The sequence below is a fragment of the Acidilobus sp. genome, assembly GCF_049973875.1.
Classification (GTDB): domain Archaea; phylum Thermoproteota; class Thermoprotei_A; order Sulfolobales; family Acidilobaceae; genus Acidilobus.
The window spans coordinates 107,044-119,349 of sequence record NZ_JBMFJI010000003.1; the positions used below are offsets into that span (position 1 = coordinate 107,044).

General features: G+C 54.3%; 14 protein-coding genes. 10 read left to right on the forward strand and 4 right to left on the reverse strand.

The window, feature by feature from the left end; translation table 11 throughout:
* Nucleotides 1-92 precede the first annotated feature (92 nt).
* The 5 genes from ACP5H1_RS02410 to ACP5H1_RS02430 are packed head-to-tail and all read left to right on the forward strand — an operon-like array spanning nucleotide 93 to nucleotide 3,736.
* Nucleotides 93-572, forward strand: coding sequence for a multiprotein bridging factor aMBF1 (locus tag ACP5H1_RS02410; protein WP_427971272.1), 480 nt, complete (start codon nucleotides 93-95; stop codon nucleotides 570-572).
* On the forward strand, nucleotides 569-1,732 hold the full coding sequence (gene hflX, locus ACP5H1_RS02415; RefSeq protein ID WP_427971274.1) for a GTPase HflX: 1,164 nt from the start codon (nucleotides 569-571) through the stop codon (nucleotides 1,730-1,732). Before ACP5H1_RS02410 ends, hflX begins: the two co-directional genes overlap by 4 nt.
* Nucleotides 1,650-2,225 (forward strand): tRNA (cytidine(56)-2'-O)-methyltransferase, encoded by a 576-nt coding sequence (locus ACP5H1_RS02420; RefSeq protein WP_427971276.1) that lies wholly within the window; start codon nucleotides 1,650-1,652, stop codon nucleotides 2,223-2,225. Before hflX ends, ACP5H1_RS02420 begins: the two co-directional genes overlap by 83 nt.
* Nucleotides 2,200-2,784 carry a transcription initiation factor IIE subunit alpha gene (locus ACP5H1_RS02425; protein WP_427971277.1) on the forward strand — a complete coding sequence of 195 codons (585 nt, stop codon included), beginning with the start codon at nucleotides 2,200-2,202 and terminating at the stop codon, nucleotides 2,782-2,784. Before ACP5H1_RS02420 ends, ACP5H1_RS02425 begins: the two co-directional genes overlap by 26 nt.
* On the forward strand, nucleotides 2,774-3,736 hold the full coding sequence (locus tag ACP5H1_RS02430; protein WP_427971279.1) for a DNA cytosine methyltransferase: 963 nt from the start codon (nucleotides 2,774-2,776) through the stop codon (nucleotides 3,734-3,736). Before ACP5H1_RS02425 ends, ACP5H1_RS02430 begins: the two co-directional genes overlap by 11 nt.
* Before the next feature lie 25 nt (nucleotides 3,737-3,761).
* Here ACP5H1_RS02430 and ACP5H1_RS02435 read toward each other — a convergent pair whose 3' ends face one another.
* The 4 genes from ACP5H1_RS02435 to ACP5H1_RS02450 form a co-directional block, all read right to left on the reverse strand.
* Nucleotides 3,762-4,928 (reverse strand): proteasome-activating nucleotidase, encoded by a 1,167-nt coding sequence (locus tag ACP5H1_RS02435; protein ID WP_013266214.1) that lies wholly within the window; start codon nucleotides 4,926-4,928, stop codon nucleotides 3,762-3,764.
* Between the two features lie 273 nt (nucleotides 4,929-5,201).
* The gene (locus ACP5H1_RS02440; RefSeq protein WP_427971282.1) at nucleotides 5,202-5,927 is read right to left on the reverse strand and encodes a replication initiator protein WhiP; all 726 of its coding nucleotides are present in this window, start codon (nucleotides 5,925-5,927) and stop codon (nucleotides 5,202-5,204) included.
* A gap of 119 nt (nucleotides 5,928-6,046) precedes the next feature.
* Nucleotides 6,047-6,658 carry a hypothetical protein gene (locus ACP5H1_RS02445; RefSeq protein ID WP_427971285.1) on the reverse strand — a complete coding sequence of 204 codons (612 nt, stop codon included), beginning with the start codon at nucleotides 6,656-6,658 and terminating at the stop codon, nucleotides 6,047-6,049.
* Nucleotides 6,627-6,920: a hypothetical protein gene (locus tag ACP5H1_RS02450; RefSeq protein ID WP_427971287.1), complete on the reverse strand. Its 294-nt coding sequence runs from the start codon at nucleotides 6,918-6,920 to the stop codon at nucleotides 6,627-6,629. The genes ACP5H1_RS02445 and ACP5H1_RS02450 overlap by 32 nt, the downstream gene beginning before the upstream one ends.
* A gap of 217 nt (nucleotides 6,921-7,137) precedes the next feature.
* On the opposite strand from ACP5H1_RS02450, the gene ACP5H1_RS02455 reads away from it, so the two are divergent.
* The 5 genes from ACP5H1_RS02455 to ACP5H1_RS02475 all read left to right on the forward strand — a co-directional run.
* Complete coding sequence (locus ACP5H1_RS02455; RefSeq protein ID WP_427971289.1) at nucleotides 7,138-8,682, forward strand: type II/IV secretion system ATPase subunit; 1,545 nt, start codon at nucleotides 7,138-7,140, stop codon at nucleotides 8,680-8,682.
* Nucleotides 8,666-9,541 (forward strand): pilus assembly protein TadB, encoded by an 876-nt coding sequence (locus ACP5H1_RS02460; protein ID WP_427971292.1) that lies wholly within the window; start codon nucleotides 8,666-8,668, stop codon nucleotides 9,539-9,541. The genes ACP5H1_RS02455 and ACP5H1_RS02460 overlap by 17 nt, the downstream gene beginning before the upstream one ends.
* Nucleotides 9,542-9,551: 10 nt before the next feature.
* Nucleotides 9,552-10,451 carry a type II secretion system F family protein gene (locus tag ACP5H1_RS02465; RefSeq protein WP_427971294.1) on the forward strand — a complete coding sequence of 300 codons (900 nt, stop codon included), beginning with the start codon at nucleotides 9,552-9,554 and terminating at the stop codon, nucleotides 10,449-10,451.
* A 105-nt stretch (nucleotides 10,452-10,556) separates the two neighbouring features.
* Nucleotides 10,557-10,967, forward strand: coding sequence for a hypothetical protein (locus ACP5H1_RS02470; RefSeq protein WP_427971297.1), 411 nt, complete (start codon nucleotides 10,557-10,559; stop codon nucleotides 10,965-10,967).
* Between the two features lie 37 nt (nucleotides 10,968-11,004).
* Nucleotides 11,005-12,306 (forward strand): hypothetical protein (locus tag ACP5H1_RS02475; RefSeq protein ID WP_427971299.1); only part of this gene is annotated, 1,302 nt, incomplete at its 3' end.

Consider the following 12,306-nt stretch of genomic DNA (forward strand, 5'->3'; position numbering starts at 1 on the left):
CGTTAAGGCGTTGCCTCCAGTTATGTCATGGCTGGAATTCGGTATTTAAAGTTCACACAGCACACACTATAAAAAGCGAGCGGGGAGAGGCTTTGCCTGAACTATATTGTGAGGTCTGCGGAAAGCCGATAGTTGGTAAGGGGCACAGGATACTAATGGATGGCGCTGAAATGCTTGTCTGTGATGAGTGCTTCCTGAAGTTAACCAAAAGCGGCCGGGCAGTGCCCGTAACCTCTAGGCCCAGAGAGGTAAGGCCTCGGCCGAAGAAGACAGCTAACGAAGTGGCCCTGGAGGTCGTAGATAATTACCCAGAGCTGATAAGGGCTGCTAGGGAATCCAAAGGGTGGACCCAGGCAGCCTTAGCTCAGAAACTCAAAATAAGTGAGGCCATGGTAAAGAAGATAGAGGGTGGCAAGTACAAGCCTACCGTGGACTTAGCAAAGAAGATGGAAGCCATTCTGAACATAAAGCTACTTCAACCTGTTGAGAGCGAGGAAGAGGAGGAAGAGCCACCTGAGGATTATCTCACCTTTGGGGACGTCGCCGTGGTTAGGAGGGACAAGAACTCTTGAATGACGTTGAAGCGTCCAACAAACGAAAGGCCGTCTTAGTGATTTCAAGGGAGTATCTGGACCACTTAGAGGAGGCCCTTGCTATAGCTGAGAGCGCCAACTATGAGGTTGTTGATATAATTAAGAGGTCTAGGCCTGGTAGGAGGCTCAGCGACGAGGCCGCCAGGAGAATCAGCGAGAGGGCCCACAGGGCAAACGCCGAGGTAATAATATATTATGGCAACCTTGAGCCCTCGTCACTCTATAAGCTTGAGAAGGAGTCGAAGCTTAAGGTCCTTGACAGGGTCCTTATAATACTCGAGATCTTCGCCCTTCACGCTGGCTCTAAGGAGTCGAAGCTGCAGATAGAGATGGCCAGGCTTAAGCACGAGCTGCCCCTCATAAGGGAGTACATAAGGAGGGCTAAGGCCGGGGAGCAGGTCGACTTCTTAGGTCCTGGAAGATATGCCTTCGAAGCCTACGAGAAGCACGTAATAACTAGGATAGCGAGAATAAGGAGGGAACTGGACGAGCTGAGGCGCAGGGTTAAGACACAGGAACAGGCCAGGAAGGACAGCGGCGCGGTCCTGGCGTCAATAGTGGGCTATGCCTCTGCCGGTAAGACCTCGATATTCAACGCAATAACCGGCGAGAGGCAGCCTACGGGGCCTGAGTACTTCACGACGCTCTTTGCTAAACACAAGATGGTTAACTTCAACGGCACCAAGATCATGTTGATAGACACCGTCGGCTTTGTAAGGGACGTGCCCGCCGAGATAATCGAATCCTTTTACTCGACGCTCCAGGAGGCCTCGCTGGCTGACGTCCTGATATTTGTCGTCGACTCCTCGGAGGACGTGAGCGCCATCAGGGAAAAGGTTGCGGCCGGGGTCTCACTCTTAAGCAAGCTTAACGCCATAAACAAGCCCATAATACTTGCCATGAACAAGATAGACTTAGTGATGCGCGATGATCTAAACAAGAAAGAGTCCCTAGTGCGCGAGCTCTTATCGCATATGGGCATTAAGGCGAACGTTGTGGAGGTCTCAGCGGTTAAGAAGTTGAACCTAGAAGCGCTTCTAGAGAAGGTGTCAGAGAGTGCCAGAGGGGCTGGAGGACCTGGCGAAACCTTACGGCAAGGTGTACGTGCTGAGGCTAGGCCACAGGCCGACGCGAGATAAGAGGGTAACCACCCACGTGGCCTTAGTGACCAGGGCCTTCGGCGCAAACGGTTTTGTCCTTGAAGGCGTCTGCGACGACTCGGTGTACAACTCCTTGGCAAAGGCCTCGAACATGTGGGGAGGCGCAATTCACTACGAATGCGGAGTTAACGGCCATGAGTATGTTAAGTCCTGGAAGGCCAACGGAGGTGAGGTGGTTCACCTGACAATGTATGGAATGCCTATCGACGACGCCATTGGAAAACTTTCCTCCTCGCCAAAACCTAAGTTGATAGTTGTTGGTTCTCAGAAAGTGGAGGCGTTTTATTACATGAACGCTGACTACAACATAGCTATTGGCTGGCAGCCCCACAGCGAGGTGGCAGCGCTGGCTCTGTTTTTAGATAGGCTATTTAAAGGTAGGGAGCTCTATACTTACTATACGGACGCCAAGGCGTCCATAGTTCCCACGGAAAGAGGGAAAAGAGTTGAGTGGAGAGGGCAACGGAAATAATGAAGACGATAAGAGCCTGGAAGGGCTAAGGCAGCTGATAAGGATGTTAGCGGTCAAGTCAGGGATTGATGAGGCCATGGCAGACGACCTCTTCGACCTTCTGCTCACGGTGGATCCTGAAAAGGGGATAAGCGATGAAGAGGTTGAACAGATGAAGGGTTACAAGCAAGCTGACGTCAGGAAAGTCTTCAGGATATTCTATGATCTGAGAATAGCCTCCTACAGGCGCGGCAAGCACCCCGACACGGGGGCCACAAGGTATTATTGGTACCTTGACTCCAGGGACGCGGACCTCGCGCTGCTGAGGCGCAAGAAGCAGGTACTTGAGAAGCTTAAGATGAGGCTCGAGTATGAGAGGAGCAACGAGTTTTACGTGTGCCCCAAGGACGGCACCAGGTACACCTTCGACTACGCCTACGAATATCAGTTCACGTGTCAGAAGTGTGGTACAATGTTGGTTCCTGAGGACAACAGCAACTACATCAGGGTCCTCGAGAACCGCATATCTAGGCTTGAGGAGGAGATCAAAAGGGATGAGAGGCAGATATTTGGTCATTGACCTATTCTCAGGCGCCGGAGGCTTCTCGAGGGGCTTTGAGCTGGCCGGCTTTAACGTTGTGGCCGCGGTGGAGAACGACCCACCGGTAGCTAAGACCTACAAGGCTAACTTTCCGGAGACGTACCTGATTGCAGATGACATAAAGGACGTGAGCGAGCCCATAATAAAGGACGTGAGCGGCTACGGAAGGGGCGACGTTGACGTAGTCATAGCGAGCCCGCCCTGTGAGCCCTTCACGCCCACTAACAGGAGGAGGATGCAGGACCCTGTCGACAGAATACTCTCAGACCCGATAGGTCAGCTTTACCTTCACGCAATAAGACTTATAGGTGAGCTGAAGCCAAAATACTTTGTCATAGAAAACGTTAGCGGAGTGGCGGAGGGGCCCATAAGGAAGGTAATAGAGGATGAGCTTAGGCGCAGCGGCTATGATGAAGTTTATTTCAACATCATTAGGTCAGAGAAGTACGGCGCCCCTAACGAGAGGGTTAGGGCCTTTGTCTCGAACGTGCAGCTTAAGCTCAGGGAGTCCAGGCCTATAACTGTGGAGGAGGCGCTTAAGGGCCTTCCCGAGCCCGGGAGCCCCTGGCCTCCAAATCATGATTACCCTCAGCCCCTGAGCAGGAGGCTGGAGAGGAAGGTGTCAAGGATAGGATGGGGCAGGGCCATGATAACTTTCGAGGGCGCCGACTCAAGGAGGTTCCGCAACTTCATAAGGCTTAACCCCAGGAGGCCGGCTCCCACTGTAATGGGATCCTCCCGCTTCATTCACCCCTACGAGGACAGGCTGCTTACTGTTAGGGAGCAGGCCAGGCTCATGGGCTTTCCCGACTACCACCTCTTCCTAGGGGGCAGGGACTCACAGTATAACATGGTCGGCGAGGCCGTCCCTGTCCCCCTTGCCAAGAATATAGCTGAGTTCCTGCTCGCGTTGTTAGATAATGAGGGGTAGGAACCTTGGGCATGACGGCTGGCCTTCATATATGAGTTCCAAATATCTGCTTCCTCTTCTCCATCCTGTTACGAACCTTGTCGACGGCCTTTATGAAGTGCTCCTGGGATACGTAGTTCTTACCATCCCTGATGGCAAAGAATCCGGCCTCCGTGGCGACCGCCTTTAGCTCGGCGCCTGAGAACCCTTCCGTCATTGAGGCTATCTCCTCGAGGTCCACGTCCTTGAGCTTCATGTTCCTGGTGTGTATCTTGAGTATCTCAAGCCGGCCCTTCTTGTCAGGGAGCGGTATCTCTATTATCCTGTCAAACCTGCCCGGCCTCAGAAGGGCTGGGTCAAGTAAGTCAATCCTGTTAGTGGCGGCCACCACCTTGACTCCCTCCAGCGGGTCGAAGCCGTCCATCTCCGCAAGCAGCTGAAGCATGGTCCTCTGGACCTCCCTGTCGCCGCTGGTGCCCATGTCAACCCTCCTTGAACCTATGGCGTCTATCTCATCAATGAATATAATAGATGGCTTCTTCTCCTTGGCCAGCCTGAAGACCTCCCTCACTATCCTTGCGCCCTCGCCTATGAACTTGTTGACGAACTGACTCGCCACTACCCTTATAAACGTAGCCTTGACCTCGCCCGCCAGGGCCCTGGCCACCAACGTCTTGCCCGTGCCCGGAGGCCCGTACAGCAGGACCCCCTTGGGAGGCTCCACCCCTATTTCATCAAAGAGCTGCGGTTTTATGAGGGGCAGCCCAACGACCTCATATATTTCCCTTATCTGTTCCTCTAGGCCGCCCACGTCCTTGAACGTGATTGATGGCCTCTCCTCTATCTCCATGGCCTCAACCAGGGGATCATGAATGGAGGGGAGCACCTCCACTATTGTAGAGCCCTTGTTGTTAAGGGCCACCGAGGCGCCGGGCCTAAGCTTGTCTATATCAACGTTTGACGCTATCCTGACCACGAGGTTAGGCCCTGTGGAGCTCTTGACTACCGCCCTTCCATCGGACAACACCTCCAGAACCATAGCCTCTATGTATGGCGGCTCTAACAGCTTGTTGAGCTCCTGTTTATAGAACTCCAGGTCCTTCTCAAGGTTCATGTTAAGCTGCGTTAAGTACCTGACCTTCTCCCTTAGCAGGGACAGCTCGTCGTCATCTGGCTTCTCCCTGGTGTTCTTGCCTGACTCGCTAAGTGACAAGACCCACTACCCCGCACTCATAATCTTCCTCATAAGTTTTTAAGGAGCTTACCCTAGTTCCACTGCTCATCTCGCCCAGTCCTTTGTAAACTCCCCGGTTTACACCTGGTATGAGCTACTACTACAGGGCAAGAGTCCCAGCCACAAGAGGGCAGCCCTACCTTAGGGGCGTATTACTCTGTCCTTTATACAAACGGTATTATTAAAGAATTCCTCTTCAGAGCGCGCAGGACAGCCCCTGAGAGCAATAATATAGGCGCTGTATAGTAGTGATTAGTGCTGGCAGCGGCTAAGCACCTCCTTGACGTTCTTAGAAAATCCAACCCTAATGCCAAGGCGTGGATCCGTGTAGATGTATACGATGCCTTTGCTCTGCAGGTCCCTGACCTTTCTGAGAAGCCACTCGTAGTCAGCCTTTAGCTTCTCGGCCAGCTGATCTAAGTACATGTAGGTCACGCCATACTTGGAGTAATGAGTCAGGAGCTCCATGACCACTTCACTCTCCTCGTCAGACACCTTATCCTTAAGCTCCTGGAGGACGCATGCAGCGTCGGAGACCCTGCTCTCCTGTAGTTTCTTGTCCGTTTTATTGGTTAGCCCGGCAATGAATGACTGGACCTCGCTGCCCTCACCGCCCTGCTGACCCCCTCTCTTGTAGTTTCTTGTCTGACTAACTGTAGACATGAGCCTCTGGGCCAGGGCCACGAACTCGTTAAACTGCTCATCTCGCTGGGCCTCTGCGACCTGCCTGGCGTAGTCCTCGCCCTTAGGGGTGAGGTACCAGAGGCCCAGGTCATAGTCAACATAACCCCTAGACTTCCAATATGAGAGGTAGCTTGAGATGTACTTGGGCTCCCTCCTTAGGACCTCCGCTATCTCGGCCGCCTTCATAGGCCTTGCGAGGAGTAGCACTAGTATAGCGTCGACGAGCTTGCTCCTGGGCCCGCCCCTCTCCTTTAACGCCTCCAGCGGCTGCTCTCTTTCGACATCCTTCTTCATAGCGCCTCAGTTAACATTTACCTTCATGGAGGTTTCCACGTGAAAGGCCAAGTAATACTGGGGCGTTCGTGTGTAAACCGGGGAGTTTACAAGGGCTGAAATGGCGCAGAAGCCTCGCGTTATAATGGCAGGCCGCACTCCCGGGCCAGCAGGTCGGTGGCAGCCCCAACTAGGGCCGGTCCACAGCTTGAGGGCACTATTATTATCGTGCCCCTCTTGCCCTCGCCGAGCCCGCACACGTTAGCCACGGACTCCTTCAGGGCGCTCTCCAGCTCCAGAGGGAGACCGGGGAACCCCAGCTGGGGCGGGTCTAGGTATCCGACTACCGCCAGCCGGCAGCCCTCAGAGACCACATAGTCCCTGATCTCATAGATTTTGGTTAGATCCCTAGGGGGCTCTGAGTCTATGGTAAGGGTCAGGCAGTCCTCTAACCTTTCAATGCCCTTAACTGAGCACCTGACGGGCGAGAGGACGTCGCCTATTGACGAGAGAAGCTGCAGGCCCTTCTCGGAGGTCCTGCTGCCCTTACCATCCTTTATCACTAGGCCCTCATCAACTAACCTCCTCAGGAGGGTCTTCGTGGAGGCCTCGGTGAGGCCGAGCTCTCGGCTCAGCGCTATCCTCCCGAGCTCGTACTTGGAGACCTTCCTCAGCGCCTCAAGGACGTGCCAGGGGCCGAACCCTGGTTTCCCTCCCCTTTCAGCCGCCGTTATTCGCTTTAGTGTTGCCACCGCCTCGCAGACCCTTTGGAGCTGGTAGGACGCTCCAGGCGCCTTCATCGGGGGTCACGCCCTCCTCTATCATGAAGACAGCCACGTCCTGTGGAAGTATTTCGTTGCTTGAGGTTATAACCTTTCCAACGTCTTCCCAGCTCCTCTTAGCTCTGAGGCCGAAGTCGTCCCAGAGCCATTCAATAACGTCATCTAAGGGCACCTTGCCCTTCAGCTGGCTCAGCAGCGCCTCCTTTATAGCCCTGTCCCTGCCACTCCTCATCTCTGCTCGTGTTCTTGTCGGCGCTTAAACTATATTAGCTAATATGCCTGCCTCTAGGCCGCCCAGCGAACGTTAAAGGCAAGGTTTCGCGAGGCGACGCTCAGCCCATGGCCATAGCTAATACTTGCCCCAGCGGCCGCACTTTTACTGCCTTAGACCAAGGAGAGTAATCGATAAGAGCTTCAGAGAGCTTATCGCTAATAACGGCCCTCCATCAATGCCTGAGAAGGCGGCCCCGGAAGGCGTCAAACTGCTAGAGAAGTACGCAGTTATAGGGATGCCCAAGGTAGAGGTCGGTATATACGAGGATACGGAGGGCCGAAGATATTATGAAGTAACGGAGCCCCCCCTTAACACAGAGGTAAGACGTAAGGCTTACAGCGAGCTGCTGTCAATTATATCAAGGAACTTGACACTACTTGAAGCGCTTAACGCCTCCGGGAGCGTCGAGAAGGCCTTTAACATTCTGAGACCTTACGCCTATGAGGTAGTAAAGAGTATAGTAAGGGGGCCGCTTAAGGCTGGGGGAAGCCTTGACGAGGCCGTAACGGCAGTGGCGTATCATGTGGCCAGGGACCTGGTGGGGTACGGTCCCATAGAGCCCCTCATGAGGGACCCTTACATAGAGGACATTTCATGCAATGGGGTTGGGATACCACTGTTTGTCTACCACACAAAGTACGAGTGGCTGACCACGAACATTGTGATGCAGTCCGCCCAGGAGCTTAACTCCCTCGTAGCAAAGCTGGGCGTGAGGAGCGGCAAGGAGCCCTCAATAGCGACCCCCATAGTTGAGGGCGTCCTGAAGCGTGAGGGGTATAGGGTTAACATAGTCCTCGACGTGGTCTCGCGCCATGGATCCCAGTTCACAATCAGGAAGTTCAGGGCCGAGCCCTTCACGATAGTTGAGCTTCTCAGGCTCAAGACTCTGGACCCGCTGGTGGCGGCGCTCCTATGGATCGCGGTGTCAAGTAAGCAGGGGGTGGTGTTTTATGGTCCTACAGGAAGCGGAAAGACCACCCTGCTCAACGCTGTCACGATGTTGGTGCCCACCGAGTACAAGATAGTCACTGTTGAAGACACGCCTGAGGTCTTCCTGCCTTTCCATGAAAACTGGGGAGGCATGGTGTCAAGGCCGTCAACCGACCCAAGGGTCGAGAACGTCACGCTGCAGAGCCAGGTGGAGGCGGCCCTCAGGCAGAGGCCGGACGTCATAATAGTGGGTGAGATAAGGTCCAGGGAGGCCTACGCGTTCTTCCAGGCCCTCGCCACCGGCCACGGGGGGCTCACAACAGTCCACGCGGAGTCGGCAGATGTGCTTATCAAGAGGCTCACCTCGCCGCCTATGAACGTCCCAGCCAGCCTTGTCTCCACGGCTAAGTTGTTCGTCAACATACTGAGGGTGGAAAGAGGGGGCCAGGTTTCAAGGAGGGTGACCAGGGTTCACGAGTCCAGGGGCTACGACCCCTCTACGGACAGCATTAGGTTAGGCGAGATAGTTGTATGGGATCCAGAGGAGGACGTCTGGAGGCTCACCAAGGAAAGGATAGACCTGTTGAGCACGGTGGCCGAGCTGAGGCTAATAACCTACGACGAAGCCTACGAAGACGTCATACGCAGGGCCACCGTCCTCGAGTGGCTGGCGGAGAAGAACGCCGACGTGACGCTACTTCACACTATCATAAGACTTTACGAGCGCGATCCAGAGAACATTTATAAGACCGCGCTGAAGGAGGTGAAGCGTTTTGAGCCGCCGGCTTAGGCCGGGGCCCTCCCTGAAGTTCCCCCTCTGCAGGGCGCTGCTAAGGTTAAGCCCTAACATAGAGTACATAATAATAGGCTCCGGTATAGCGAAGGACCTGGACAGCTACTGCAGGAAGGTGGCCCTGCCGCTGATGGCGCTTATGACAGCGTCTCTTCCTCTCCTGGCCTTCATAGTTCTCGAGAGGCTATCGCCGGGCGCCCTTGTGGAGTACCTGTCGTTGGCCCTGGCTGCAGCCTCTGGGCTCTTGCTCTCAATAGCCCTGTCGATAGGGATCCCCGCGTTCAACTACACTTCAAGGGCTGACTACCTCGAGGCTAAGTTTCACGTCTTCGCCTCAACCCTGGCCTCCCTCCTGGCAGGCGGCCAGAACCTTTCAGAGGCGCTGGCGGGCCTGGCAATGTACGAGGACGAGCTCAAGGAGTTCAAGGTTGAGATAAACTACATAAAGTTAATGACTTCCCTCTCCCAGGACCCGGTGGTGATCCTAAACGAGCTCTCTAAGATAACGCCGTCCAACAGCCTGAGGACGTTGGCCGAGTCCCTCGCTAAGGGGGTGAGCACGGGCTCCGACCTGCTCTCGATAGTCAGCTATCAGCTTGAGACTTACACGAACTACTACTACAGCCTTGTTGACAAGGTGGCGGCCTCCGTGGGCTCCCTGCTGGAGATGTTCCTCTCGGCTGGCATGATAATGCCCATCCTAGTAACGATAATGGGGATACTCTTCTCCGTCTACCCCATACATGGGGTCTCGTTCACCTCGTTGGTAGTCCTGGCCATATTCATACTCATGCCGATAATTTCGGCCGTAACAGTCGTGCTGATAGATGATCAGGTTTCCAAAATAAAGCTCTAGGGTGATAAGGTTGAAGCTCTCTAAATTAAAGCTGTTCTACACGACGCTCGCGGTTGCCATAGCGCTCGACGAGTACGTCTTGGTGTTCCTTATAATAAGGCATGTAACCTACGGGTTCTTCGATGGAATACCAGTGCCCCTGGGAGTAACGTCAATAATAGCCACGGACATAATAATATTTGGGCCCCTGCTTCCCGCGGCCATAGTGTTAAGCAGGAGGCAGGGCGTTTACAAGAGGCTGAAGCTGCAGAGCAGGGTGTTCCTGCAGGTGTTTCCAAGCATCGCGGCCTCAAGCGAGTCCATGGCGGAGGCTCTTGAGGCCGCAGCATCGCTGAGCGAGAGGCCCCTCAGGGACTACATAAGCGCCTTCAGCGCGCTTTACCGGGCCACAGGAGACGCAGAGGGCTCCTTCAGAAAGGTCTTCTCAAAGGTTCCAAGGGAGGTCAGGCTCCTGCTCTCGTCCATAGTGGTTGCGGAGAGGAGCGGGGGCAGGGCCAGGGACGTGCTAGAGGTTGTCAGCAAGTATGCCGCAGAGCTGGACAGGATGGAGTTCTCGCTCTTCAACAGGCTGAGGTCATATTCAATGATAGTTTACATGGGCGTGGCCGTCTACGGCGCTGCCAGCGGCATAGGGGTCTCCATAGCTAGGTCCTTGTCACAGGCCCCGGTGGCGCTCGGCGCTTCCCAGCTAAGCGCCACGACTTTGGTGGCAATAGAGGGGTTCCTCTACTACGCTCTGATAGTGCTCTCCCTGGCCTCAGCTTACGTTATGGCAAAGGCTATAGACGACTACCCGCCCAAGGCAGTGGGCAACTTCATGCAGCTGCTGGCCATAGGGTCAGCCACACTGGCTGCTACTCTTGTGGCTATGCATGGTCCTGGGGCGACCACCCTTATAGCCTTACTATAATCTTTGACGTATAATCTTTGACGAATGCCGTGACTTGCTTGAGTTTATTCAAAGGCTGCTTAAAAAAATAAAAGCGTCGAATATATAATGGTAAAATGACAAACGTTGACCGTCAGGGGCATAAGCGACGAAGTGGCTGAGTTGATGTTAATACTCGTCGTACTTGCGGTGGGGGGCGCCTTTCTGAGCTACTACTACGTTACCCTGACGCAGTACGAGGGATCTGTTGGAAACGGCTATGAATACCTCCAGTACCTGGTGCCCATGTCCGCCTGGTCGGCAGGAGACCAAGTATATGCGACCTTCAGCACGGGCCCCTACGGCGTGAGGCTTCTTAACGTGCTGGTCAACTCCAGCCCGGCAAGCTGCAACGTCACCGTTGGCGGCGTTGCCTATAAGCTGCCCGCGGACCTGCCGGCGGCATCCATGGGTTACGTCTCGTGCAGGTGGTCGGGGCCTGGCCTGGTCACGTTGGTAACAGGCTCGGGCGAGGTGAGCGTATACGCAGGGCCGTAAGTCCCAGGCGGCCATAGTTGGAGGACTTATAATAGCTTTGGCTGTCCTGGCGTCCATAGCAGCAATGATATACATGATGGAGCAGTACAGGCTAAGGACGAGCTACGCCGTGGAGAGAAGTCAATATCTGCAGCTGTCCCAGGGGCTGCAGGAGGACAGCAGGGCCTACCTGGTGTACTTCAACGGCACCTACATCGAGCTTAAGCTTTACTCCCAGTTCCCATACTCCTACCAGGTTGATGGACTGTCCCTGAGGCTTGTAAACGGGTCGCCCCTCCTAGTTTCATCATCTGGCGGCTTGGCCAACGTAACTGTGATAGGCCCCTATGGCATAATATATGGCCTTCCAGCCTCCGCAGGCCCCGCGCAGTGGCTGACCATAATAGTGAAACTTAACAGTAAGCTGGAGGTCACGCAGCGCAACATGGTTGTGCTGCTTCAGAGCGGCGAGGCCATGGCCGCCATTCCCGTAACTCCCTACGCGGCCCCTGCGGCTCAGGTGAGCGTCAATCCATATAACAGCACTTCGGTACAGCAGCTGATAGGCACTAAGGTAGTGTCTACTCTCATTTCCGTGGCCAGCCCCAGCAAGAGGATAGCCATACCTAAGGTTTACACCATAGTTAACCTGACGCCCATAGTGCTTTACAACCCTACCGGCGAGGCCACTCCCAAGGACCTCACGGTCAACTTTACTATAGACCTGAACAGTGAAATAGTTAAACATAGCAGCATAAGCGTTAGGGACGGCAGTGGCCTGGTGCCGCTTGCCAACGTGCTTTTTGCAATCTGGAACGGCACCGGCTGGGACCCGCTGAACGGCTGGATAGAGTTTTATAATTCAACGGAGGCGGAGGTGTGGGTAAGGCTTGACAGGCAGATACTGCCGTATAACAACCTGACAATCTATATGCTGTTCCTAAACGGCTCTACATTAGGGACTGTGAACTGGGGAGTTAACAGCTATTATACTCAAAACCTCAGTACCGACAATATTGCGTATGTGATGCAGGAGGGCCTTCTATATCAGATATACGTTGATGAGAACGGCACGCTCTATGGCTCTGGAGGAGGCAAAGGAGGCGCCGTGTCTATAGGAGACGCAGTGTCCCACTACTGTAGCTCAAGGTACGGCCATGCCTACAGCATGGTAGGGTTCAGTTACGTTGGCCTTGCGCGCTTCATCTATAACTTACCTTTGTTTAACACTGTAGGCACCTTCGCGAGCAACTACTCATACTGCGTCCTTTACAATGGAAGCCTAAGTCAGTCATTACTTTACTATTCGCTAACAAACCCAACAATAACTTTTGTTAAAGTCTCCAACGCTAGGGCGGAG

Bases quoted from the DNA above. Each gene is read 5' to 3' on its own strand.
- ACP5H1_RS02440 (WP_427971282.1), bottom strand. From the start codon at position 5,927: ATGAAGAAGGATGTCGAAAGAGAGCAGCCGCTGGAGGCGTTAAAGGAG.
- ACP5H1_RS02450 (WP_427971287.1), bottom strand. From the start codon at position 6,920: ATGAGGAGTGGCAGGGACAGGGCTATAAAGGAGGCGCTGCTGAGCCAG.
- ACP5H1_RS02455 (WP_427971289.1), top strand. From the start codon at position 7,138: ATGCCTGAGAAGGCGGCCCCGGAAGGCGTCAAACTGCTAGAGAAGTAC.